Origin of the sequence: Streptomyces achromogenes, assembly GCF_030816715.1 — a bacterium.
Taxonomy (GTDB): Bacteria; Actinomycetota; Actinomycetes; order Streptomycetales; family Streptomycetaceae; genus Streptomyces; species Streptomyces achromogenes_A.
The window spans coordinates 7,882,125-7,906,246 of sequence record NZ_JAUSYH010000001.1 but is presented as its reverse complement, the minus strand read 5'-3'; the positions used below and the strand labels follow the sequence as shown (position 1 = coordinate 7,906,246).

The window sequence follows — 24,122 nt, the reverse complement described above, 5'->3', positions numbered from 1 at the left end:
CCGGCGTCCTGCCGCCGGCCGTCCTCCCCCGGCCCGTGCCATCGCCCACGGCTCGGCTGCCGCGGTGACCGACGGTCTGTCTAAGGTGGAGAGGATCGCCACGCGCCCGGGAGTCCCCATGATCGGTATACGTCGGAAGAGACCTGCCGACGCCCTCGACGCCATCGAGCCCCCGGGCAACGCAGAGACGGTCGTCGGCGTGCTCTCCGTGACGGTGCTGGTCGAGGTGCTCGGCGTGCTGTCCGGGTCCGAGGTGTGGCTGCTCGGACTCCTGGTGTTCCTGCCGGGAACGGCGTCGGCGCTGTGCACCGTGCAGCAGACCAGGTTCGTCGCCGCGTGGACCACCCTGTTCGTCTCCCTCACCCTGTTCCTGCGGGCCGGCGACAGGGCCGGGTGGCTGGACCGCAGTGTCCTGGTGCTGCTCACCCTGGTCCTCGGGGTCGTCTCCGTGTACGCCTGCCACCGCCGCATCGCGCGTGAGCAGGAGATGCTGCGGCTGCGCTCGACCGCCGCCGCGATGCAGCGGCACATCCTGCACCCTCTCCCCCTGGTCACCGACGACGTCCTCGTCAACGGTGTCTACGAACCCGTGCAGGAGGACCGGCTGGTGGGCGGCGACATCTACGACGTCGTCGACTCGCCGTGGGGCACCCGCGTGCTCATCGGAGACGTGCAGGGCAAGGGCCTGACCGCGGTGGGCGCCGCGTTCGCCGTCATCGGCGCCTTCCGGGAGGCGGCCTACCGGGAGCCCACGCTCACCGCGCTCGTCGACGCCCTGGACGCCGCGGTCGTCCGGCACAACTCCTACGCCGAACAGACCGGGGACGACGAACGGTTCGTGACCGCCCTCATCGTCTGTGTCGACGCGGACGACGAAGCGCAGGTCGTCAACTGCGGCCACATACCCGCGCGACTGGTGCACGAGGGCGCCGTCACCACGGCCGCGGTGGACCCGGGCGTCCCGCTCGGGCTCGCCGAACTGGCCGTCGAGCCCACGACCGTGGACTGGTTCGCGTTCCCGGCCGGCGCCACGCTGGTGCTGACCACCGACGGGCTCACCGAGACCCGTGCCGCCGACGGCACGTTCTATCCGCTGGACGAGCGTCTGATGAAGCACCTCGACCGCTCCCCCACCGAACTGCCCGGGGCCCTGCACGAGGACGCCCGCGGCTTCGCCGGGGACGGCCGCCGCCACGACGACGTCGCCGTCCTGACCGTCCGCCGGGCACCGAGGCGCTGAAGCACCCGGTCCGGGCCCGCGCCGGGCGGGTCCAAACCGGTCGCGCACGCCACGGCGTCGCGGCGGCGGACGCGGTCGAGCGGGCGGGAGGGGCCGGTCAGTCCTCGCCCTCGAGGTCGCCCTCCGTCTCCAGGTACACCTGCCGCAACCGCTCCAGCACCGCCGGGTCGGGCTTGGCCCACATCCCGCGCGACTGCGCCTCCAGCAGCCGCTCGGCGATGCCGTGCAGCGCCCACGGGTTGGCCTGCTGGAGGAACTCGCGGTTCGTCGGGTCCAGGACGTAGGTCTCGGTGAGCTTGTCGTACATCCAGTCGGCGACCACGCCGGTGGTGGCGTCGTAGCCGAACAGATAGTCCACGGTGGCGGCGAGTTCGAAGGCGCCCTTGTAGCCGTGGCGGCGCATCGCCTCGATCCACTTCGGGTTGACGACCCGGGCGCGGAAGACGCGGGAGGTCTCCTCGACGAGCGTGCGGGTGCGGACCGTCTCGGGGCGGGTGGAGTCGCCGATGTACGCCTCGGGGGCGGTGCCGCGCAGCGCGCGGACGGTGGCGACCATGCCGCCGTGGTACTGGAAGTAGTCGTCGGAGTCGGCGATGTCGTGTTCGCGGGTGTCGGTGTTCTTCGCGGCCACCGCGATCCGCCGGTAGGCCGTCTCCATCTCGTCGCGGGCCGGACGGCCGTCCAGTTCGCGGCCGTAGGCGTAGCCGCCCCACACCGTGTAGACCTCGGCGAGGTCGGCGTCGGTGCGCCAGTCGCGGGAGTCGATGAGCTGGAGCAGGCCGGCGCCGTACGTCCCCGGGCGGGAGCCGAAGATGCGGGTGGTGGCCCGGCGTTCGTCGCCGTGCTCCGCCAGGTCGGCCCGGACGTGCGCGCGCACATGGTTGACCTCGGCCGGCTCGTCGAGCGAGGCGGCGAGGCGGACCGCGTCGTCCAGCAGGGCGATGGTGTGCGGGAAGGCGTCCCGGAAGAAGCCCGAGATGCGCAGGGTGACGTCGATGCGCGGGCGGCCCAGCTCCTCGTGCGGGACGGCCTCCACGCCGGTCACGCGGCGCGAGGCGTCGTCCCAGACGGGGCGGACGCCGAGCAGGGCGAGGGCCTCGGCCACGTCGTCGCCGGCGGTGCGCATGGCGCTGGTGCCCCACAGGGACAGCCCGACGGACGTCGGCCATTCGCCGTTGTCGGTGCGGTAGCGCTCCAGGAGCGAGTCGGCGAGGGCCTGCCCGGTCTCCCAGGCGAGCCGGGAGGGGACGGCCTTGGGGTCGACGGAGTAGAAGTTGCGGCCGGTCGGCAGGACGTTGACCAGACCGCGCAGCGGCGAGCCGGAGGGGCCCGCAGGCACGAATCCGCCGGCCAGCGCGTGCACGGCGTGGTCGAGTTCGGCGGTGGTGCCGGCCAGCCGCGGGACGACCTCGCGGGCGGCGAACTCCAGGACGGCGGCGACCTGTTCGCCGTGCTCGGCCGGGACTGCGGCCGGGTCCCAGTCCGCGTCCTCCATGGCTTGGACGAGGGCCCGGGCCCGGGCCTCCGCCTCGTCGGCCGTCGTGCGGGTCGCGGCGGACTCGTCGAGGCCGAGCGCCTCGCGCAGGCCGGGCAGCGCGGTGGCGCCGCCCCAGATCTGGCGGGCGCGCAGGATCGCGAGGACGAGGTTGACGCGGTCGGCGCCGGCCGGCGGGTTGCCGAGGACGTGCAGGCCGTCGCGGATCTGGGCGTCCTTGACCTCGCAGAGCCAGCCGTCGACGTGTAGCAGGAAGTCGTCGAAGCCGTCGTCGTCGGGGCGGTCGGCGAGGCCGAGGTCGTGGTCGAGCTTGGCGGCCTGGATGAGGGTCCAGATCTGGGCGCGGATCGCCGGCAGCTTCGCCGGGTCCATGGACGCGATCTGGGCGTACTCGTCGAGGAGTTGCTCCAGCCGCGCGATGTCGCCGTAGGAGTCGGCGCGGGCCATCGGCGGGACGAGGTGGTCGACGAGGGTGGCGTGCGCGCGGCGCTTGGCCTGGGTGCCCTCGCCCGGGTCGTTGACCAGGAAGGGGTAGACCAGGGGGAGGTCGCCGAGGGCGGCGTCTGGGCCGCAGGCGGCGGACAGACCGGCGTTCTTGCCGGGCAGCCACTCCAGATTGCCGTGCTTGCCGAGGTGGATCATCGCGTCGGCGCCGAAGCCGCCGTCCTCGGTCCGCGCGGCGATCCAGCGGTAGGCGGCCAGGTAGTGGTGCGAGGGCGGCAGGTCGGGGTCGTGGTAGATGGCGATCGGGTTCTCGCCGAAGCCGCGCGGGGGCTGGATGAGGATCAGCAGGTTGCCGAAGCGCAGGGCGGCGAGGACGATGTCGCCCTCCGGGTTGCGGCTGCGGTCGACGAACATCTCGCCGGGCGGCGGGCCCCAGTGCTCCTCGACGGACGTGCGCAGCTCCTCGGGCAGGGCGGCGAACCAGCGGCGGTAGTCGGCCGCCGGGATCCGCACCGGGTTGCGCGCCAGCTGCTCCTCGGTGAGCCAGTCCTGGTCGTGGCCGCCCGCCTCGATGAGCGCCATGATCAGCTCGTCGCCGTCGCCGGAGGCCAGCCCAGGCACGTCGGCGCCGCCGAAGTCGTAGCCCTCCTCGCGCAGCCGGCGCAGCAGCGCGACCGCGCTGGCGGGGGTGTCCAGCCCGACCGCGTTGCCGATGCGGGAGTGCTTGGTGGGATAGGCGGAGAGGACCAGCGCGAGGCGCTTGTCGGCGGGCGGGATGTGGCGCAGCCGCGCGTGGCGTACGGCGATGCCGGCGACGCGGGCCGCCCGTTCGGGGTCGGCGACGTAGGCGGGCAGTCCGTCGGCGTCGATCTCCTTGAAGGAGAACGGGACGGTGATCAGCCGGCCGTCGAACTCCGGGACGGCGATCTGTCCGGCCGCGTCCAGCGGGGAGACGCCCTCGTCGCTCGTCTCCCAGTCGGTCCGTGAGGAGGTCAGGCACAGCGCCTGGAGGATCGGGACGTCCAGGGAGGTCAGCGCGCCGGCGTCCCAGGACTCGTCGTCGCCGCCCGCGGAGGCCTCGGCGGGGCGGGTGCCGCCCGCGGCGAGCACCGTGGTGACGATCGCGTCGGCGGCCCGCAGTTCCTCGATCAGCTCCGGCTCGGGGGAGCGCAGGGAGGCGACGTACAGCGGGAGCGCCCGGGCGCCGGACGCCTCGACGGCGTCGCACAGGGCGTGCACGAAGGCGGTGTTGCCGCTCATGTGATGGGCCCGGTAGTACAGCACGGCGATGGTCGGGACCCGGGGGGCGTCGGCCCGCGCGGGCCGCTCCAGCGGGCCCCAGGTGGGGGCGGACGCCGGGGAGTCGAAGCCGTGGCCGGTGAGCAGGACCGTGTCGGAGAGGAAGCGGGCGAGCTGCTCCAGGTTGGCGGGGCCGCCATGGGCGAGATAGGCGTGGGCTTCGGCGGCGATGCCGACGGGGACCGTGGAGGCGGCCATCAGCTGGGCGTCGGGGGCCTGTTCACCGGTCAGGACGACGACCGGGCGGCCGTCGGCGAGCAGCAGGTCGAGGCCGTCCTGCCAGGCGCGCACCCCGCCGAGGAGGCGTACGACGACGAGGTCGGCGCCGTCGAGGAGCGCGGGGAGGTCGTCGAGGACCAGCCGGGCCGGGTTGGCGAAGCGGTACGGGACCGGGCCGGCTGCGGCGCGGGCGCTCAGCAGGTCGGTGTCGGACGTCGACAGCAGAAGGATCATGGGGCGTCGGCCTTCCTCGGGGTGTCCGCGCCCCGGGCGGTGTCGGACGGCGGGAGTTCCTGGCTCGCCCGGCCGGTGAGGGCCGGGTTCACAGTGGCGGGACCGCGCCGGATTCGCACCGGGCTTCCTCCCCTGTCGCCGTCGTGGCGATGGCGGACCGGATGATCCACCGCAGAGCATAGTAAGGGGCCGGGGGAAGAGGGCACAGGCATACCTCCCAGGTGGACGTGGGTATGCTCGCCGCCATGTCCTCGGCTGACCTCCGTCCAACATCCCTGGCCACAGCGGTCTCACGGGACCGCGGTGACGCCTGCCCCGGGGCGTTGCGGCTGCACGCGGCGGACGACGGGGCGCTGGCCCGGATCCGGGTGCCCGGCGGGGTGCTGAGTGTCCGTCAGGCCGAGGCGCTGGGCGCGGCGGCCGGGCGGCTGGGGGACGGGGAACTCCATCTGACCTCGCGCGGCAACGTGCAGTTGCGGGGTCTCGCGGACGGCTGCGGCACGGAGCTCGCCGCCGTGCTGGACGCGGCGGGGCTGCTTCCCTCGCCCGGGCACGAGCGGGTGCGCAACGTCGTCGCCTCGCCGCTGTCCGGCCTCGACGGACGGAGCCTGCACGACGTCCGGCCCTGGCTGCCGGACCTCGACGCGGCGCTGTGCGCGAGCGGGCCGGCCCGGGAGTTGTCCGGCCGGTTCCTGTTCGCCCTGGACGACGGGCGCGGGGACGTGGCCGGGCTCGGCGCCGACGTGGCGCTGCGGGCGACCGACGACGGCGGCGCGGTGCTCGATCCGGGTGCGGTACGGGTGTCCGCGCGGGACGCGCCACGGGCCGCGCTGCTGGCGGCGGAGACGTTTGTGGAAGCGGTCCGGGAGTCCGGCTGCAAAGTCTGGCGGGTGGCCGAACTCACCCTGCCCGAGGGCGTGTTGGCCGAGCGGGTTCGCCATCGCCTGGCCGCCGAAGGCATCGGCCGGTCGCCCCTCACGGAGGTCGCCCCCGTCCCGGTCGCGGAGGTGCCCGCGCCCGGCGTCGTCGGCGACGCCCTGTCCGCGCACGTGCCGCTGGGGCGGCTCTCCGCCGAGCAGTGGCGGGAGTTGACGCGGGTCGCCGGGACCGAGCTGCGGCTGACCCCGTGGCGCGGAGTCGTCGTCCCCGTGCCGGGCCTGGGCGCGCGGCAGCGGGCCGAATCTCTCGCCCGGCTGGCCGCCGCCGGTCTCGTCACCGACCCGGCCTCGCCCTGGCCGCGCGTCGGCGCGTGCGTCGGACGGCCCGGGTGTGGCAAATCCCACGCCGACGTCCGGGCCGACGCGGCCGACACTGTCGACGCGGCCGGCGCCTGCGCCCTCCCGCTGTACTGGTCCGGCTGCGAACGGCGCTGCGGGCATCCGCACGGCGACCGGATCGACGTGGTCGCCTCCGCGGACGGCGGCTACCGGCTGGCCGCCGTCCGGTCGGGCCGTCCGACGCGCACCGCACCGATGAACGACCCCGACGACCTCGCCGCCGCCCTGGCGGCGATCACCTCATGAGCCGTACCACCATCGAGAGCAGCGAGACGAACACCGTGAGCAGCTACGACTACGAGAAGGACGGTGCGGCCATCTACCGCCGGTCCTTCGCCACCATCCGCGCGGAGTCCGACCTCGAAGGGCTGCCCGCCGACGTCAGCCAGGTCGCGGTCCGGATGATCCACGCCTGCGGGATGGTCGACCTCGCAGGGGACCTGGCGTACACGCCGTCCGTCGTGGCCCGCGCCCGCGAGGCCCTGCGGGCCGGCGCGCCGGTCTTCACCGACGTGCAGATGGTGGCCAGCGGGGTGACCCGGCGTCGGCTGCCCGCCGCCAACGACGTGCTGTGCACGCTGTCCGACCCGGGCGTCCCGGAGCTGGCGGCGCGACTGGGCACCACGCGCACCGCCGCCGCGCTGGAGCTGTGGCGGGACCGGCTCGAGGGCTCGGTGGTCGCCGTCGGCAACGCGCCCACCGCCCTCTTCCGGCTGCTGGAGATGATCGAGGAGGGCGCGCCCCGGCCCGCCGCCGTGATCGGCGCGCCGGTCGGGTTCATCGGCGCGGCCGAGTCCAAGGACGCGCTGGCGGCGAACTCGCTCGGCCTGGAGTACCTGGTGGTGCGCGGACGCCGTGGCGGCAGCGCCATCGCGGCCGCCGCGCTCAACGCGATCGCGAGCGAGGAAGAATGAGCGGCAAGGGCAAGCTGTACGGCGTCGGGCTCGGCCCCGGCGACCCGTCCCTGATGACCGTACGGGCCGTCGAGGTGATCGGTGAGGCGGACGTGATCGCCTATCACAGCGCCCGGCACGGCCGGTCCATCGCCCGCTCGATCGCGGCGAAGCACCTGCGCGCCGACCACGTCGAGGAACGTCTGGTCTACCCGGTCACCACGGAGACCACCGACCATCCGGGCGGCTATCAGGGCGCCATGGACGAGTTCTACGCCGAGGCCGCCGCCCGGCTCGCCGCGCATCTCGACGCGGGGCGCACGGTCGCGGTGCTCGCCGAGGGCGATCCGCTCTTCTACGGCTCCTACATGCACATGCACAAGCGGCTCGCCGACCGCTACGACACAGAGGTGATCCCCGGTGTCACGTCGGTGTCCGCCGCCGCCGCCCGGCTGGGGGCCCCGCTCGCCGAGGGCGAGGAGGTGCTGACGGTGCTGCCGGGCACGCTGCCCGAGGAGGAGCTGACGGCGCGGCTCGCCGCCACCGACGTGGCCGTCGTGATGAAGCTGGGCCGCACCTTCCCCAAGGTGCGGCGCGCGCTGGAGGCCGCGGGCCGGCTGGACGAGGCGCGGTATGTGGAGCGGGCCACGATGAGCGGGGAGCGGACCGGCGAACTGGCCGACGTGGACCCGGAGTCGGTGCCGTACTTCTCGGTGGCCGTGCTGCCCAGCCGGGTCGACGCCGAGCGTCCCGTGCGGCCCCGTGGGGACGTCGTGGTGGTCGGCACCGGCCCGGCCGGCCCGCTGTGGCTGACGCCCGAGACCCGGGCGGCGCTGGCCGCCGCCGACGATCTGGTGGGCTACACCACATACCTCGGCCGGGTGCCGGTACGGCCCGGCCAGCTGCGGCACGGCAGCGACAACCGGGTGGAGTCCGAGCGCGCCGAGTTCGCTCTGCAGCTGGCGGAGCGCGGCCGGCGGGTGGCCGTCGTCTCCGGCGGCGACCCGGGGGTGTTCGCGATGGCGACCGCCGTCCTGGAGGCCGCCTCGCAGCCCGAGTACGCGGACGTGCCGGTGCGGGTGCTGCCGGGGGTGACCGCCGCCAACGCGGCCGCCGCGCGCGCGGGGGCCCCGCTCGGGCACGACTACGCCACGATCTCCCTCTCCGACCGGCTCAAGCCGTGGGAGGTGATCGCCGAGCGGCTGCGCGCGGCGGCCTCGGCGGACCTGGTGCTGGCGCTGTACAACCCGGGCTCGCGCAGCCGCACGTGGCAGGTGGGCAAGGCGCGCGAGCTGCTGCTGGAGCACCGGGCGCCGGACACCCCGGTCGTGGTCGCGCGGGACGTCGGCGGCCCCGGTGAGCGGGTGCGAATCGTGCGGCTGGCCGATCTGGACCCCGCCGTGGTCGACATGCGGACGATCCTGCTGGTGGGCTCCTCGCAGACGCGTGCCGTGCGGCGGGGTGACGGCGAGCAGATCGTCTGGACCCCTCGCCGACACCCCGAGGCGTGACCCTGCGGCGGCGCCGGCCGACCGACGCCGCCGCCGCAGGCACCAGGGGCGGGGGCGCCTCCTGCGCGGGCGGCTCGGGCCGGGGCGTGAGCGGGCCGGGGAGTCAGGCGCGGGGCGCGGTGGGCGAGGCGTTCCGCCACCCAACGGGCCGCCTGCTCGGGCTCCCCGACCTCGGGCACGCCCTCCGGGACGGGCGGCCGCCGGACCACGACCACGGGCAGCCGGGCCTCACGCGCCGCGGTCAGCTTGGGCGCGGTCGCCGCTCCTCCGCTGTCCTTCGTCACCACGACGTCGATGCGGTGGCGGCGCAGCAGCTCCCGCTCGCCGTCCAGGGTGAAGGGGCCGCGGTCGAGCAGGATCTCGCCGTGCGAGGGGTGCGGGGTCTCGGGCGCGTCGACGGACCGCACGAGGAACCACAGCTCGTCCAGGGCGGCGAACGCGGGCAGGCCCATCCGTCCGGTGGTGAGGAACACGCGGCGGCCGAGCGCGGGCAGCAGCCGCGCCGCGTGCTCCAGGGAGCCGGCCTCGTGCCAGCGGTCGCCCTCGACGGGGACCCAGCCGGGGCGGCGCAGGGCGAGCAGGGGAACATGGGCGGTGGCAGCGGCCCGCGCCGCGTGGAAGCTGATGGTTGCGGCGAAGGGGTGGGTGGCGTCGATGAGCGCGTCGACGGCCCGCTCGCGCAGCCAGGCCGTCAGCCCCTCGGTCCCGCCGAAGCCACCGACGCGGACCTCGCCCGGAGGCAGCCGGGGACTGGCCACCCGTCCGGCGAGGGAACTGGTCAGCTCCAGGCCGGGCGTGCCGTGCAGCAGCCCGGCGAGGCGGCGGGCCTCCGTGGTTCCGCCGAGAATCAGTACGTGCACGAGAGTCCGGATCCGATCATGAGCAGTGACGTGGCAGGCGCGGGCGACCCGAAGGGCGGCCGCGGCGCCCAACTCAAGCACACCGGTCTGCGGCCCGGCTGGACGACCGGCGCCTGTGCGACGGCGGCCACCACGGCCGCCTACACCGCCCTGCTGACCGGTGAGTTCCCCGACCCGGTGACGATCACGCTGCCCAGGGGGCAGACGCCGGCGTTCGCGCTGGCGGCCGAGGAGCTGACGGACGACCACGCCATGGCCGGGGTGGTCAAGGACGCCGGCGACGACCCGGACGTCACGCACGGGGCGCTGGTCCGGGCCACGGTGCGGCTGCTGCCGGCCGGGGCCGGGGTGGTGTTCCGGGCGGGGCCCGGTGTGGGCACGGTCACCCGTCCCGGACTGCCTCTGCCGGTCGGGGAGCCCGCCGTCAACCCGGTCCCCCGCCAGATGATGCGCGACCATGTGGCCGAGGCGGCGGCCCGGCACGGCGGCGCGGGCGACGTCGAGATCACCGTCTCCGTCGACCACGGCGAGGAGATCGCCCGCTCCACCTGGAACCCGCGTCTGGGCATCCTCGGCGGGCTGTCCATCCTCGGCACGACCGGGATCGTCGTGCCGTACTCCTGCTCGGCCTGGATCGACTCCATCCGGCGGGGCGTGGACGTGGCCCGGGCGGCGGGCCGCACGCATGTCGCCGGGTGCACGGGGTCGACGTCGGAGCGGACGGTCGTCGCCGAGTACGGGCTGCCCGAGGACGCCCTGCTCGACATGGGCGACTTCGCCGGGGCGGTACTGAAGTACGTCCGCCGCCACCCCGTGGAGCGTCTGACGATCTGCGGCGGCTTCGCCAAACTCTCCAAGCTCGCCGCGGGCCACCTGGACCTGCACTCCGCCCGGTCCCAGGTCGACAAGGGCTTCCTCGCCGAGCTGGCCCGCAGGGGCGGCGCGGACCCGGCGCTCGCCGCGGAGGTGGCCGGGGCCAACACGGGGCTCGCCGCGCTCCAGCTGTGCGCCGCGGCCGGGGTTCCGCTCGGCGACCTCGTGGCGACGGCCGCCCGCGACGAGGCGCTGGGCGTGCTGCGCGGGGCCCCGGTCGCGGTCGACGTCGTCTGCATCGACCGCGCGGGGACGGTGGTGGGCCGCAGCACGGTGGCCGGCCCGTAGCCGGAGCCCCGCTACCCGCTACGGGGGCGGGCGTTCAGCAGATGTGACGGTCGCGGTCGGGTGAGTAGAGGTGGCTGTCACGGAACTGCTCCGCTCCCAGCGTCCGGCCGACCAGGATGACGGCCGTGCGCAGCACCCCGGCCTCCTTCACCCGGCCGGCGATCTCGTCGAGCGTGCCGCGGATGATCAGCTCCTCGGGGCGGGAGGCGTAGGCGACGACGGCGGCGGGGCAGTCGGCGCCGTAGTGCGGAAGGAGCTCGGCGACCACCCGGTCCACGTACCGGGCCGCGAGGTGCAGCACGATGAGCGCGCCGCTGCGGCCGAGGGTGGCGAGGTCCTCGCCCTCGGGCATGGCGGTGGCGCGGTGGGCGATCCGGGTGAGGATGACGGTCTGGCCGACGGTCGGCACGGTCAGCTCGCGCTTGAGGGCGGCGGCCGCGGCGGCGAAGGCGGGCACGCCGGGGACGACCTCGTAGGGCACGCCGGCCGCGTCCAGCCGCCGCATCTGCTCGGCGACGGCGCTGAACACCGACGGGTCCCCGGAGTGCAGCCGCGCCACGTCGTGCCCCTCCTCGTGGGCGCGCACCAGCTCGGCGGTGATCCGGTCGAGGTCCAGCTGGGCGGTGTCCACCAGCCGCGCGCCCGGCGGGCATTCGGCGAGCAGCTCGCGCGGGACCAGACTGCCCGCGTACAGACAGACCCGGCAGGCGGCGAGCGTGCGCGCGCCACGCACCGTGATCAGGTCGGCGGCGCCGGGCCCGGCGCCGATGAAGTACACGGTCATCGGTCTTCTCCCGCAGAGGTGTCGAGGGTCTTGTGGACGGCCCACTGGGTCACCGGCATCGCCTGCCGCCAGCCGGTGAACGCGCCGACGGGGACGGCGTGCGCCACGGCCAGCCGCACCAGCTCGCCTCCGTGGCGGCGGTGGGCCTCGGCGAGCAGCGCCTCCGACTCCAGCGTCACGGTGTTGGCGACCAGCCGTCCGCCGGCCGGCAGCGCCTCCCAGCACGCGTCGAGCAGCCCGGGCGCGGTGAGCCCGCCGCCGACGAACACCGCGTCGGGCGACGGGAGTTCGGCCAGGGCCGCCGGGGCCGCGCCGGTGACCACGCGCAGTCCGGGCACCCCGAGCCGGTCGGCGTTGCGGGCGATGCGCGCGGCCCGCGCCGGGTCCTTCTCGACGGTGACGGCGCGGCACGAGGGGTGCGTGCGCATCCACTCGATCGCGATGGAGCCCGAGCCGCCGCCGACGTCCCACAGCAGCTCGCCGGGGGCGGGGGCGAGGGCGCCGAGCGTGGCCGCGCGGACGTGCCGCTTGGTGAGCTGGCCGTCGTGCTCGTACGCCTCGTCCGGGAGCCCGGGTCCCGCGCCGAGCCGCAGCGCGTCCGGGGCGCGGCGGCATTCGACGGCGACGACGTTCAGCGGGTCGCCGAGCGGTCCGCCGGCGGGCCAGTCGTCGGCGGTGCGCGGCGCGGTCGTGCGTTCCCTCGCACCGCCGAGTTGTTCCAGGACCCGCATCGGGCTCGGCCCGAACCCGCGGTCGCGCAGCAGGGCGGCGATCTCCGCGGGGGCGGCGGCGTCCGCGCCGAGGACGAGGAGCCGTCGGCCGGTGTGCAGGGCGGCGGCGAGGCGGGCCGTGGGGCGGCCGACGAGGGTGACGACCTCGGCGTCCTCCAGCGGCCAGCCGAGGCGGGCGGCGGCGAGGGAGACCGACGAGGGGTGCGGCAGCACGTGCAGCCGCGCGGGGCCGAGTTCCTCGGCGAGGGCGCGTCCGATGCCGTGGAACATGGGGTCCCCGCTGGCCAGGACGGCGATCCGGCGGCCGGCGTGCGCGGCGAGGAGGCCGGGGACGGCGGGTCGCAGCGGGGACGGCCAGGGGACGCGCAGTCCGGCGCAGTCGGGCGGCAGGAGGTCCAGCTGGCGCGGACCTCCGATCAGGACCTCGGCCGCGCCCAGCGCGGCGCGGGAGGCGTCCGGGAGGCCCGCCCAGCCGTCCGCTCCGATCCCGACGACGGTGACGGCGGTTGTGGCGGCGGCTGTGGCGGTGACGGCGGGCGACGGTCCTGGTCGTGCGGGGGTCACTGCGCGCTACCTCGGTGTTCGTGGACGGCTCGGGGACGACAGGGGCGCACTCTACTGGGCGGTGGCCTGGGCGTTCGCCCCGGGTGCCACCGCCCGCCTCCTGCCGCGCGGCCGCGGCGGTGCAGCTCAGGACCAGGCTGTCACCGGTACGAAGGAGCTGTCCTGCCGGAAGAGGTCCGTGCCGTCGGACTGCTCGACGCGCAGTTCGTAGTTGTAGTGGCGCAGGTAGTTGCCCGGGTAGTTGTACGACTCGAAGCGGACCGAGCCCGCGGCCGTGCCGGTGCGGGCGATGAAGGTGGCGTCCCGCGCGAAGGTGGACGTGCCGTCGTTGGTGTCGAAGCGGCCGCGGAAGGAGTAGTGGCGCAGGTACTTGCCGGCCGCGTCGCGGAACGAGTAGGCGTTGGCGTCGGCGAGCCCGGCGACGACGGTGAAGGTGGCCGCCTGCTTCTCGGCGGCGGTGCTGGAGCCGGTCACCACGGGCAGGTTGAGCAGGGCGGACTGCTCCTGCCAGTAGCGGGTGGTGTAGTTGCCCGACCGCAGGGAGCGGGTGGCGTTCTTGGTCAGGGTGGGGCCACCGGTCACCGTCTCCTTGATGACCGTGAAGTGGCGGGCCGTGCCGGAGATGCCGGGCAGCGCCTTGGGGGCGCTCCAGGTCGCGAAGGAGTCGTAGCTGTCGCTGTAGTAGTACTTGTGGTCGCCGTAGCCGTCGAAGAAGATTCGCCAGGCGCCGTTGTCGAGCTGGATGACGGTCGGGCCCTCGCGGTAGCTGCCCCAGCCGGCCCAGTCGCCGGTCTTCTTGATCGTGTAGGGGCCGGCGAGGTTGGACGCCGTCGCGTACTCGATGTACTTCGCCGTCTCGTTCTTGGTGAACGCGTGGTAGGTCGACCCGGTCTTCACGATGTACGTGTCGATGTGGTTGGCGCCGATGCCGGACAAGGCGACCGGTGAACTCCAAGCCGTCAGCGAGGAGTTGGTGGCCTTGAGGAGGTACGGCGTGAAGATCCACTCGTCGTTCGTCGTCGAGCAGGACACGATGACGTTGACGCTGCCGTCGCTGTCGACGAAGAACTCCGGCGCCCAGGCGCGGGAGAGGTTGGCGATCGGGACCGTGTAGTCGTACAGGAACGTCCAGTTGACCCGGTCGGAGCTGCGGGCGAATCCGATGGTGGTGCTGGCGTCCTGCCAGGTGTGGGTGGTGTAGGTGATGTAGTAGTAGCCGTTGGTGTGCTTGAAGACGCTCGCGTCGCGGATGCGGTTGCTGGGCGGGGTGTACGCGGAGGCCTGCACCAGCCGGAAGTCGGTGGCGTCGTCGGACTGGTAGACGTTCACCGTGCCGTCGTTGCTGTCCAGGAACGGCACGATGGTGTAGCGGCTGGCCGATCCGGCGGCGGGCGCGGCGGCGAGGGCCGTGCCGAGCAGGCCGGGGGCCTCGCCGAGCACGAATGCGGCGGCGGGCAGCACGGCCATCGCGCGCAGCAGGGCACGGCGGGACGGGGCGGGGGGACGTGTCGTCATGGTGCGGCTCTCCTACGGCTCAGGGTTCGACATCCCGAACAAGGTCCGGAAAGTCGATCAGAAGCTAGGGGTGGGGCGGGAGCACGTCAATCCCCTGCGCAGGAACACGCGGTGCCTGTGGGGTGGCTGTGCCGCCGAAGGGTCGGCCCCGCCCTCACCAGGACGTCCGGCTCGATGTGGTGCGCGCGCCGTTCCGCTGTCCGGCGGCCGCAGGTTACCGTGCGGTAGACAACGTCGTCCCGGAGGTGCCCCCGCATGACGCCCGACCGTGCCGCAGGTCTGACGGACACCGTACGCGCCCTGGCCGGGGGCGAGGTGTCGTCCCGCACGCTCGTCGAGCGGACCCTCGCCCGGATCGAGGCGAGCCAGGGCGTCCTCAACGCCTTCCGGGTGGTGCGGGCCGAGGCCGCGCTCGCCGAGGCCGAGGCGGCCGACCGGGAGTTGGCGTCCGGCGTGCGCCGCCCGCTGCTCGGGGTCCCCGTCGCCGTCAAGGACGACATGGACGTGGCGGGCGAGCCGACCGCGTTCGGCTGCGCCGGCGTGTACCCGCCCGTCGCCGAGGACGGTGAGGCGGTCCGGCGGCTGCGGGCGGCCGGAGCCGTGATCGTGGGCAAGACCAACACCTGCGAGCTCGGACAGTGGCCGTTCACCGAGGGGCCGGCCTTCGGCGCCACCCGCAACCCGTGGAGCACCGGGCACACGCCCGGCGGCTCCTCCGGCGGTTCGGCCGCGGCGGTGGCGGCGGGACTGGTGCCGGCCGCCCTCGGGTCGGACGGGGCCGGCTCCGTCCGCATCCCGGCCTCCTGGACGCATCTGATCGGCGTCAAACCGCAGCGGGGCCGCATCTCGACCTGGCCGCGCGGCGAGTCCTTCCAGGGCATCACCGTCAACGGCACCCTGGCCCGGACCGTCGCCGACGCGGCCCTGCTGCTCGACGCGGCCGCGGGCAACCACGCACACGACCCGCACCGGCCCCCTGCCGTCGACGCCTCGGCGGCGGTGCGCCGCGACCCCGGCCGGCTGCGGATCGCGCTGTCGCTGAAACCGCCGTTCACCGCCGTGGCCGCCCGGCTGCGGCCCGAGGTGCGCGCCCGGGTCCTGGAACTCGCCGAGAAACTGGCCGGCCTGGGCCACACGGTCGAGGAGGCCGATCCGCCGTACGGGCAGATCGGCCTCACCTTCGTGCCCCGGGCGACCGCGGGCATCGCCGAGTGGGTCGCCGACGCGCCCTTCCCCGCGCTCCTGGACCGGCGCACCCGGGACGCCGCCCGGCTGGGCAGACTGCTCGGCGGGGCGCCGCTGCGGGCGGCCCGGCGCGCCGAGACGGTCCTGCACCGCCGCGTCGGCGCCTTCTTCGCCGGTTACGACGTGGTCCTCGCGCCGACGACGGCCGCTCCCCCGCCGCGCATCGGGGCCATGCTGGAGCTGAGCGGGTTCGCCACCGACCGCGCCATGATCGCCGCCTGTCCGTACGCCTGGCCGTGGAACGTGCTGGGCTGGCCCGGCGTCCAACGTCCCGGCCGGCTTCGCCCCCGGCGGGCTGCCGGTGGGCGCCCAGCTGCTCGGGCCGGCGCACAGCGAGCCGCTGCTGCTCTCGCTCGCCGCCCAGCTGGAGGCGGAGCTGCGCTGGCACGAACGGTGGCCGAGCGAGGCGGTCGCCGACTCCCCTGCCTGACGGCCGTGTTGTGCCCGTACCCTGTGACCATGGACGACGCGTCGATGGTGGGGCTCATGGGGCGGGTCACCGGGACGATCGGGCCGGGGCTCGTCGGCGAGGTCATGGTCCGGGTGCGCGGCGGGGCCGAGCACTTCCTCGCCTACGCGGCGGACGGCACGGCCCGCATCGAGTGCGGCACCGTCGTGATGGTGGTGGAGCACCTGCCGCCGCGATCGGTCTACGTCACCCGCGCGTACGACAGTTGAGCCCGCCGCGGCCCAGGTGAGGGCCGCTTTCGTACGGCTTCGGGAACGTAAGCGTCAAGATTGCAACAAGGATGCGTCAGCGCCTTCAACCGGGGGCCGGCGAGGCGCACACTCCCTTCGTTCGGTGCCGAAAGGGCACCATCACAAGGGGGCGTATGCCGATGGTTGTCGGCGTCGTTGCGGGGGTGGCGGTTGTCGCCGTCCTCGCGCTGATCGGTCTGTTCAAGATGATGTGGCGCGTCGCGGAGCCCAACGAGGCACTCGTCATCTCCGGCTCCAACCACCGCACCGAGGGTCTCGAGGCGGGCATGGGTTTCCGCATCGTCACCGGGCGCGGCACGCTGGTGATGCCCGGCGTGCAGGTGGTGCGCAAGCTGTCGCTCGACCTGAACGAGACCGAACTGCAGGTGGACTGCGTGACGCACCAGGGCATTCCGCTCAGGGTGCGGGGCGTGGTCATCTTCAAGGTGGGCGACGACTTCGTGTCGATCGCCAACGCGGCCCGGCGTTTCCTCGACCAGCAGAAGCTGATGTCGGAGCGGGTGCACAACGTCTTCGCCGGTCATCTGCGGTCCATCGTGGGCGGGTTGACAGTCGAGGACATGATCCGCGACCGGGAGAAGCTCACCGGGCAGACCCGTGCCGCCTGCGGTACGGAGATGGAGAAGCTGGGCCTGATCGTGGACTCGCTGCAGATCCACGAGATCGAGGACCCGACCGGTTACATCAAGAACATGGCGATGCCGCACGCGGCGGCCGTGCAGCGGGACGCGCGCATCGCCCAGGCGGAGGCGAACCGGCTCGCCACGGAGGCGGAGCAGGCCTCGTTCGCCCGGATGGCGGAGGCCACCCGGGACAGCGAGATCCTCCAGGCCGGCTACCAGGCCGAGCGGGACAAGGCGGGCGCCAAGGCACGTCAGGCGGGACCCCTCGCCGACGCCGCGGCCCGGCAGGAGGTCGTCGTCCAGGAGACGCGGGTGGCCGAGCTCGAGGCGCACCGTCGCGAGCAGCAGCTCCAGGCGGACGTGCGCAAGCCCGCGGACGCGCAGGCCTACGAGAAGCGCACGCTGGCCGAGGCCGAGCGCGACGCCCGGATCTCGGCGGCCGAGGCCAAGGCGAAGGAGACGGAGCTCGCGGCGGCCGCCGAGGCGACCCGCGTCAAGCAGGCCGCCGGCGCCGAGGCCGAGGCGACCAGGACCCGGGGTGAGGCCTCCGCGGCCGCCACCCGGGCCACCGGTGAGGCCGAGGCGGCCTCCGCACAGGCCAGGGGCCTGGCGGCGGCCGAGGCGGCGAAGGCACAGGGTCTCGCGGAGGCGGAGGCCATCAAGGCCCGCGCCGCCGCGCTCGCCGAGAACCAGGAGGCGGTCGTCGCCCAGCAACTCGCCGAGAACTGGCCGGAGATCGTGAAGGCGGGCGCGTCCGCCTTCGGCAACGTCGACAACATGGTGCTGCTCAACGGCGCCGACGGCATGGCGGACGTGTTCGCCAAGGCGCTCACCATGGGCGGGACGGGGCTGGGGCTGGCCCGGCAGCTGCTCGCCTCGATGAACCAGAACGGCCAGGCCCCCGGCGGGACTTCGCCGCTGAACGGGTCGGCGGGACCGGCTTCGCAGAAGGTGCCCGTCGAGGAGAGGTGACACGCCGGTGAGGCACGGTCACGGGGACACCGCTTAGGGTGCCCCCGTGACCGCGTTTACCGATGCAGACGTCCCGGGCCGCTCCGGCCCCACCGCCACCGTCGAGGCCGCCCCGCGTGAGGTCGGCCGGGTGCGCACCGAGTACTCCCCCGCGCACGACGGCGACCCGGACCCCGGCGAGATCGTGTGGACCTGGGTGCCGTTCGAGGAGAACGACGGCCGGGGCAAGGACCGTCCGGTGCTCGTCGTCGCCCGGGAGCCGGGCGGCACCTTCCTGGCCGTGCAGCTGTCCAGCAAGCGGCACGACGGCGACCGGGAGTGGGTGGCCATCGGCAGCGGGCCGTGGGACCGGACCGGCCGCGACTCCTGGGTGGACGTCGACCGCGTGCTGCGGCTGCACGAGGACGGCATGCGCCGTGAGGCCTGCGCGCTGGACCGCATGCGGTTCAACCTGGTGCGGCAGCGCCTCCACGAGCGCTACGGCTGGACCTGAGCACCCGTCCGGCCGAACGCGTGCCCGAAGGCGGCGCGGACCGTGCCGCCCGGGGTCCGGTCCAGCACCCCGAAGACCACGTGGGCGAACCGGTGCTCGAAGCGTCCGCCGGCCGCCAGCAGGGCCCGGAACGCCTCCGCCACCTGTGCGGGGTCGTTGCGGAACACCCCACAGCCCCATGCGCCCAGCACCAGGCGCCGGTAACCGTGCGCGGCGGCCGTCTCCAGGACCCGTTCCGCGCGGGCGGACAGGGCGCGCGGCAGCTCGCCGGCCCGCTGCGGCGTCGTCCGCAGCACCACGCCCGCGTTCGGCGCGGCGGCCGTCAGGAAGCCGACGGTGTACGGCTCGTCCAGCAGACGGCCCCGGTCGTCGCGGAAGACGGGGACGGCCGGTGAGTGGATGACGCGGTCCGTGTAGAACGCGTCGCGGTGGGCGCGGTGGTGGTCGTAGAAGCCACGGGCCTCCAGCAGGCACGTGTACAGCGCGGAGGCCCGGCACAGCGCTTCCTCCTGCGCCTGGGCCCCGTTGAGGAAGCCGCCGCCGGGATTGCGCGCGGAGGCGAAGTTGAGGACGGCGACCGCGTCTGCGTCTGCCCGGATGGCCGGCTCTCCCCCGGCAACCGGCTTCACCCCGGCGACAGGCTTCCCTGCGGCGACCGGCGTTCCTCCGGCGACAGTCGTCCCTCCGGCGGTCGGCAAGCCCTCCGTGGACGCGCCGACGAGCCGGCGGGCGGCCTCCAGGCTGCTCTCGCCGGTGACCTCGACGCGCAGGTCCACCGGCGGGGCGGCGGGCACCTCGACCGGTCCCGGTCCCGCCGTCCGCGTGCCGGCCCGGGCGGCCTCCACCGCCGCGCCGAGGGACACCGTGCGCCCGTCGGAGGCGCGGTAGCCGCCGGCGGCCACGATCTGCTCGGTCTCCCGGGCGATGCCGCGCAGCCGCGCGCTCATGGGGCCACCCCCGTGGACCCCATGAGCGCGCGCCGTGCGGTCACTCCTGCCCCGCACCTCGCTTCGCGCAGCACGCCGCGCGTCTCCCCCGTCGAGCTCATGCACGCATCGTGAGCGATCCTGGACATCGCGTGCAACAAGATTTTCCGGCGCCCGGAGCAGGTGACGCATGCTTCGGGTCCGCCCGGGAAGCAGCCCCGAGGCGAGGGGAAACCGGCGGTGAACCGGCGGAGAATCGCCACGGAATCCGGGCTTCACGGTCCTGAAAGTGCCGATGTGCACCCTTGTGCGAATCGGATCCAGGGTCTTGGGTGGAACGAGCTCTGCCGGTCCGGCCGCACCGAGGCCGGACCGGTGGCATGGTGGAATCTCAGGAGGATCCCGACATGTCCGACTCGGTCAGCGACTGTACGAACGGAGCAGAGCCGCGCATCGCCGTCACCGAAGCCGAGGTGGAGGCGCTGGTCAGGGGAATCTGCTTCAAGACCGGCCCACCCCGCACCGTCGGGGTCGAGGTGGAATGGCTCGTCCACGAGCTGCGCACGCCGCAGCTCCCCGTCACACCCGAACGGCTCGAAGCGGCCTACGCCGCCCTGCGGGACGTGCCCCTCCGCTCGCCGCTCACCGTCGAACCCGGCGGTCAGCTGGAGCTGAGCTCGCCGCCCGCCGCCTCCCTCATGGAGTGCGTGCACACCGTCTCCGCCGACCTGGCCGCGGTCCGCGCGACCCTGCGCGAGCAGGGACTCGCCCTCGTCGGCATGGGCACCGACCCCTGGCACACACCCCGGCGGTTCCTGCACGAGCCCCGCTACGACGCCATGGAGTCCTGCCTCGACCGCACGGGACCGGCGGGCCGCGCCATGATGTGCACCTCGGCGTCCGTGCAGGTCTGCCTGGACGCCGGGTACGAGGAGCCGGGCCCCCTCGGGCACGGCCGGCGCTGGTGGCTGTCGCACACGCTGGGCGCGGTGCTGGTGGCGGCCTTCGCCAACTCCCCACTGCTCGGCGGCGCCCCCACCGGCTGGCGCTCCACGCGGCAGCTGCTGTGGATGGAGATCGGCGCCGGCCGCGCGGGCGGGCCGGCCATGGACGGCGATCCGCGGACGGCCTGGGCGCGGCACGTGCTGGACGCGCCGGTGATGTGCGTCCGGCGTGGCGACGGGGCCTGGGAGGTTCCCGACCGCCTCACCTTCCGCCAGTGGACCCGAACGGGTGAGCCGACCCGGGAGGATCTCGACTACCACCTCACCACCTTGTTCCCGCCGGTCAGACCGCGCGGCCATCTGGAGCTGCGCATGATCGACGCGCAGCCCGGCGACGACGGCTGGATCGTGCCGCTCGCCGTGACGACGGCCCTGTTCGAGGACCCGGAGGCCGCCGAGTTCGCCTACCGCGCGGTCAAACCGCTGGCCGAGCGGGCCCGGCCGCTGCCGGCTCCGCACAACCCGCTGTGGATCGACGCGGCCCGGCACGCGCTGACCGACCCCGAACTGCACGAGACGGCGGTCGCCTGCTTCGCCGCGGCGCTGCGGGCCCTGCCCCGCCTCGGCGCCGACGACACCGTGCTGGAGGCCGTGACGGACTACCGGGACCGCTACGTCCTCGAGGGGCGCACCCCCGCCGACGACCAGCTCGACCGCCTGCGCGGCACGGACGCCCGCGCGCACGGGAAGGACCTCCGCCCATGACCGAGCCCGCCCTGGACGCGGAGCCCGCACCCGCCGCGCCCGCCTCGAACGCGGCCGCCCCGGACGCGGACGTGCTGCGCGCCCGCGCGCTCGCCTCGCTCACGACGGCCCGCGCCCGCACGACGCTGCTGACCACCTGCGTCGAGGAACCCGACCTCACCGCCCAGCACTCCCCGCTGATGTCCCCGCTGGTGTGGGACCTCGCCCACATCGGCAACCAGGAGGAGCTGTGGCTGCTGCGCGCGGTGGCCGGCCGGGAGGCGATGCGCCCCGAGATCGACGGCCTGTACGACGCCTTCGAGCACTCGCGCGCCGAACGCCCCTCGCTGCCCCTGCTGCCGCCCGCCGAGGCCCGCCGGTACGCGGCGGAGGTACGCGACCGGGTCACCGACGTGCTGGAGTCGGCCGACTTCCACGGCACCCGGCTGACGGAGTCCGGCTTCGCCTTCGGGATGATCGCGCAGCACGAACAGCAGCACGACGAGACCATGCTGATCACCCATCAGCTCCGCACGGGGCCACCGGTGCTCACCGCACCCGACCCCGAACCGGTCCCGCTGTTCACCGGCCCGGCCGAAGTGCTGGTCCCCGGCGGCCCGTTCACCATGGGCACGTCCGGCGAGCCCTGGGCCCTGGACAACGAACGCCCCGCCCACCGGCGTGAGGTGGCGCCCTTCCACATCGACACGACCCCGGTGACGAACGCGGCCTACCAGGCGTTCATCGAGGACGGCGGCTACGACGAGGAACGCTGGTGGACGAGCCAGGGCTGGGCGCACATCCGCGGGCACGGCATCCACGCGCCGCTGTTCTGGCACCGTGACGGCCGGCAGTGGCTGCGCCGCCGGTTCGGCGTCACCGAGGTCGTGCCGCCCGACGAGCCGGTGCTGCACGTGTGCTGGTACGAGGCCGACGCCTACGCCCGCTGGGCCGGACGCCGGCTGCCCACCGAGACCGAGTGGGAGAAGGCGGCCCGTTTCGACCCCGCGACCGGCGGCTCGATGCGCTACCCGTGGGGCGACGCCGATCCCGCGCCGGAACACGCCAACCTGGGCCAGCGCCATCTGCGTCCGGCCCCGGCGGGCAGCTACCCGGCCGGCGCCTCCCCGCTCGGCGTACGGCAGTTGATCGGCGACGTCTGGGAGTGGACGTCCAGTGACTTCCTTCCCTACCCGGGCTTCCGGGCGTTCCCGTACAAGGAGTACTCGGAGGTGTTCTTCGGGCCCGATCACAAGGTGCTGCGCGGCGGTTCGTTCGCGGTGGACCCGGTCGCCTGCCGGGGCACCTTCCGCAACTGGGACTACCCGGTCCGGCGGCAGATCTTCTCCGGGTTCCGCACCGCGCGCCCGGCGGCCGTCTGATGTGCCGTCACCTCGCCTACCTGGGGCCCGAGGAGCCGCTCGGCAGGCTCCTCGTCGATCCCCCGCACGCGCTGTACCGCCAGTCGTGGGCGCCGCGGCGGCAGCGCCACGGCACGGTCAACGCCGACGGCTTCGGGGTGGGCTGGTACGCCGAGGGCGACCCGGCGCCGGCCCGCTACCGCCGGGCCGGGCCCATCTGGGCGGACCTGTCCTTCGCCGACCTGGCCCGGGTGGTGCGCAGCCGGGCCGTGCTGGCCGCCGTCCGGGACGCCACCCTGGCCGGCGCCGACGCGGAGGCCGCGGCGGCCCCGTACGCGGCGGACGCCTGGCTGTTCAGCCACAACGGGGCGGTCGCCGACTGGCCGCGCTCGCTGGAGCCGCTGGCGCGCACCCTGCCCGCCGCCGACCTGCTGTCCATGGAGGCCCGCAACGACTCCGCGTTCGTGTGGGCGCTGGTCCTCGCCCGGCTGCGCGCCGGGGACCCGGCGGGCCAGGCGCTGACCGACACCGTCCTCGAGGTCGCCGCCGCCGCCCCGGGCTCCCGGCTCAACCTGCTCCTCACCGACGGGGCGGCCGTCACCGCGACCGCCTGGGGCGACACCCTCTGGTACCTGACGGAACCCGGCGGGGGCACGGTGGTCGTGGCCTCCGAACCGTACGACGACGATCCGCGCTGGCAGGAGGTCCCGGACCGGACCCTGCTCGTGGCGAGCCGCGCCGACGTGCTGCTCACCCCGCTCAAGGACCCGAGCGCGGACCCGGCACCCGCACCATCCGAGGAAAGGCAGTCATGACCGGCACCCGCGCCTACGGCTACACCGACACCCTCGACGCCGAGCACTACGCCAGGGCTCTGCGCGCCGACATCCGCGGCGGACTGACCAGCACCCCCAAGTCCACGGCGCCCACCTGGTTCTACGACGCCCGGGGCAGCGAGCTCTTCGAGGAGATCACCCAGCTCCCGGAATACCCGTTGTGGAGGGCGGAGCTGGGGTTGCTCCAGCTCCACGCCCAGGACGTGGCCGCGCAGACCGGGGCGCGCAGCATGATCGAGCTCGGGTCCGGGAGTTCGACGAAATCCAAGCTGATCATCGAGGCGCTGGGACCGGCCGACCTGAACTACGTGCCCGTCGACGTCAGCGCGGACGCGCTCCAGCAGGCCGCCGCCCAACTCGTGCAGGACTATCCCGGGATCCGTCTGCACGCCCTCCGCGCCGACTTCACGGCTCCGCTCGTGCTGCCGGCGCTGCCCGAGGAGGGCCCACGGCTCATCGCCTTCCTCGGCAGCACGCTGGGGAACTTCCGGCGCCCGGCCCGCGGCCCGTTCCTCCGTGGGCTCCGGGACATCATGCGACCCGAGGACTTCCTTCTGCTCGGCGCCGACCTGGTCAAGCCGGAGCACGAGATGATCGCCGCCTATGACGACGCACAGGGCGTCACGGCCGCGTTCGACAAGAACCTGCTGCACGTCCTGAACCACGAACTGAACGCCGACTTCGACCCCGACGCCTTCGACCACGTATCGGTGTGGAACAGCACCGAGAGTCTCATCGAGATGAGGCTGCGCAGTCGAGCCGAGCAGCTGGTGAAGATCCGGGAACTCGACCTGGCGGTGCCGTTCGAGCGCGGAGAGGAATGGATCACCGAGCGCAGCGCCAAGTTCACCGTGTCCGGGCTGCGGGAGGAGATGGCTGCGGCGGGCCTTCGCACCCGTCAGCTCTGGTCCGACCCGAACGCCGGCTTCATGCTCACCCTCGCCACCGCTCACTGAGCGGCCCGCCGCCCGCCCACGGGACATCCCGGGGAGCGCTCCGGGCGCGGGACACCGCGAGGGCGGGGCTCACGG

Annotated in this window: 17 protein-coding genes, 2 pseudogenes and 1 riboswitch; of the genes and pseudogenes, 13 read left to right on the top strand and 6 right to left on the bottom strand. The window is 74.4% G+C overall.

The genetic code is table 11. The annotated features are described in order from the left end of the window. Nucleotides 1–118 precede the first annotated feature (118 nt). Nucleotides 119–1,240, top strand: a complete 1,122-nt coding sequence (locus tag QF032_RS35190; protein WP_307048247.1) for a PP2C family protein-serine/threonine phosphatase — start codon at nucleotides 119–121, stop codon at nucleotides 1,238–1,240. A 97-nt stretch (nucleotides 1,241–1,337) separates the two neighbouring features. Here the strand turns inward: QF032_RS35190 and cobN are convergent, their stop codons facing one another. After that, complete coding sequence (gene cobN, locus QF032_RS35185; protein ID WP_307048245.1) at nucleotides 1,338–4,931, bottom strand: cobaltochelatase subunit CobN; 3,594 nt, start codon at nucleotides 4,929–4,931, stop codon at nucleotides 1,338–1,340. Between the two features lie 53 nt (nucleotides 4,932–4,984). Then, nucleotides 4,985–5,061, bottom strand: a riboswitch (cobalamin riboswitch). Between the two features lie 103 nt (nucleotides 5,062–5,164). Here cobN and cobG point away from each other — a divergent pair. The 3 genes from cobG to QF032_RS35170 are packed head-to-tail and all read left to right on the top strand — an operon-like array spanning nucleotide 5,165 to nucleotide 8,612. Beyond that, complete coding sequence (cobG, locus tag QF032_RS35180) at nucleotides 5,165–6,454, top strand: precorrin-3B synthase (protein ID WP_373430509.1); 1,290 nt, start codon at nucleotides 5,165–5,167, stop codon at nucleotides 6,452–6,454. Beyond that, nucleotides 6,451–7,122, top strand: a complete 672-nt coding sequence (locus QF032_RS35175) for a precorrin-8X methylmutase (protein ID WP_306946603.1) — start codon at nucleotides 6,451–6,453, stop codon at nucleotides 7,120–7,122. Before cobG ends, QF032_RS35175 begins: the two co-directional genes overlap by 4 nt. Beyond that, nucleotides 7,119–8,612, top strand: coding sequence for a precorrin-2 C(20)-methyltransferase (locus QF032_RS35170; protein ID WP_307059244.1), 1,494 nt, complete (start codon nucleotides 7,119–7,121; stop codon nucleotides 8,610–8,612). The genes QF032_RS35175 and QF032_RS35170 overlap by 4 nt, the downstream gene beginning before the upstream one ends. Before the next feature lie 116 nt (nucleotides 8,613–8,728). Here the strand turns inward: QF032_RS35170 and QF032_RS35165 are convergent. Continuing rightward, nucleotides 8,729–9,472 (bottom strand): annotated as a pseudogene (locus QF032_RS35165) (cobalt-precorrin-6A reductase); the annotation flags it as partial. A gap of 18 nt (nucleotides 9,473–9,490) precedes the next feature. On the opposite strand from QF032_RS35165, the gene QF032_RS35160 reads away from it, so the two are divergent. Then, on the top strand, nucleotides 9,491–10,633 hold the full coding sequence (locus QF032_RS35160; RefSeq protein WP_307059242.1) for a cobalt-precorrin-5B (C(1))-methyltransferase: 1,143 nt from the start codon (nucleotides 9,491–9,493) through the stop codon (nucleotides 10,631–10,633). A gap of 34 nt (nucleotides 10,634–10,667) precedes the next feature. Here QF032_RS35160 and cobM read toward each other — a convergent pair whose 3' ends face one another. The 3 genes from cobM to QF032_RS35145 form a co-directional block, all read right to left on the bottom strand. Then, nucleotides 10,668–11,417 carry a precorrin-4 C(11)-methyltransferase gene (cobM, locus tag QF032_RS35155; RefSeq protein WP_307059240.1) on the bottom strand — a complete coding sequence of 250 codons (750 nt, stop codon included), beginning with the start codon at nucleotides 11,415–11,417 and terminating at the stop codon, nucleotides 10,668–10,670. After that, nucleotides 11,414–12,712: a precorrin-6y C5,15-methyltransferase (decarboxylating) subunit CbiE gene (gene cbiE / locus QF032_RS35150; protein WP_307059238.1), complete on the bottom strand. Its 1,299-nt coding sequence runs from the start codon at nucleotides 12,710–12,712 to the stop codon at nucleotides 11,414–11,416. The genes cobM and cbiE overlap by 4 nt, the downstream gene beginning before the upstream one ends. A gap of 126 nt (nucleotides 12,713–12,838) precedes the next feature. Next, complete coding sequence (locus tag QF032_RS35145; RefSeq protein WP_307048235.1) at nucleotides 12,839–14,227, bottom strand: glycoside hydrolase family 43 protein; 1,389 nt, start codon at nucleotides 14,225–14,227, stop codon at nucleotides 12,839–12,841. 255 nt (nucleotides 14,228–14,482) lie between these two features. Between QF032_RS35145 and QF032_RS35140 the strand changes: the two are divergent. From QF032_RS35140 to QF032_RS35125, 4 genes and pseudogenes are all read left to right on the top strand, one after another. Beyond that, a pseudogene (locus QF032_RS35140) lies at nucleotides 14,483–15,902 on the top strand (amidase). A gap of 29 nt (nucleotides 15,903–15,931) precedes the next feature. Continuing rightward, complete coding sequence (locus QF032_RS35135; protein WP_306946617.1) at nucleotides 15,932–16,150, top strand: hypothetical protein; 219 nt, start codon at nucleotides 15,932–15,934, stop codon at nucleotides 16,148–16,150. Between the two features lie 155 nt (nucleotides 16,151–16,305). Beyond that, entirely contained in the window at nucleotides 16,306–17,787 is a 1,482-nt protein-coding gene (locus QF032_RS35130; RefSeq protein ID WP_307059236.1) for a flotillin family protein, read from the top strand. Nucleotides 17,788–17,833: 46 nt separating this feature from the next. Then, nucleotides 17,834–18,280, top strand: coding sequence for a type II toxin-antitoxin system PemK/MazF family toxin (locus QF032_RS35125; protein WP_307059233.1), 447 nt, complete (start codon nucleotides 17,834–17,836; stop codon nucleotides 18,278–18,280). Here the strand turns inward: QF032_RS35125 and QF032_RS35120 are convergent. Continuing rightward, a complete protein-coding gene (locus QF032_RS35120) occupies nucleotides 18,265–19,227 on the bottom strand; it encodes a TIGR02452 family protein (protein WP_307048229.1) in 963 nt (320 codons plus the stop codon). The two genes, QF032_RS35125 and QF032_RS35120, sit on opposite strands and share 16 nt — an antisense overlap. A gap of 386 nt (nucleotides 19,228–19,613) precedes the next feature. Here QF032_RS35120 and egtA point away from each other — a divergent pair, with 386 nt between their 5' ends. From egtA to egtD, 4 genes are read left to right on the top strand one after another with little or no spacing between them, the layout of a single operon-like run. Then, a complete protein-coding gene (gene egtA, locus QF032_RS35115) occupies nucleotides 19,614–20,915 on the top strand; it encodes an ergothioneine biosynthesis glutamate--cysteine ligase EgtA (protein ID WP_307059231.1) in 1,302 nt (433 codons plus the stop codon). Next, nucleotides 20,912–22,276, top strand: a complete 1,365-nt coding sequence (gene egtB / locus QF032_RS35110) for an ergothioneine biosynthesis protein EgtB (protein ID WP_306946624.1) — start codon at nucleotides 20,912–20,914, stop codon at nucleotides 22,274–22,276. The genes egtA and egtB overlap by 4 nt, the downstream gene beginning before the upstream one ends. Continuing rightward, nucleotides 22,276–23,070 carry an ergothioneine biosynthesis protein EgtC gene (egtC, locus tag QF032_RS35105; RefSeq protein ID WP_306946626.1) on the top strand — a complete coding sequence of 265 codons (795 nt, stop codon included), beginning with the start codon at nucleotides 22,276–22,278 and terminating at the stop codon, nucleotides 23,068–23,070. Before egtB ends, egtC begins: the two co-directional genes overlap by 1 nt. Next, nucleotides 23,067–24,047 (top strand): L-histidine N(alpha)-methyltransferase, encoded by a 981-nt coding sequence (gene egtD / locus QF032_RS35100; RefSeq protein ID WP_307059229.1) that lies wholly within the window; start codon nucleotides 23,067–23,069, stop codon nucleotides 24,045–24,047. Before egtC ends, egtD begins: the two co-directional genes overlap by 4 nt. The last annotated feature ends 75 nt before the right edge of the window (nucleotides 24,048–24,122 follow it).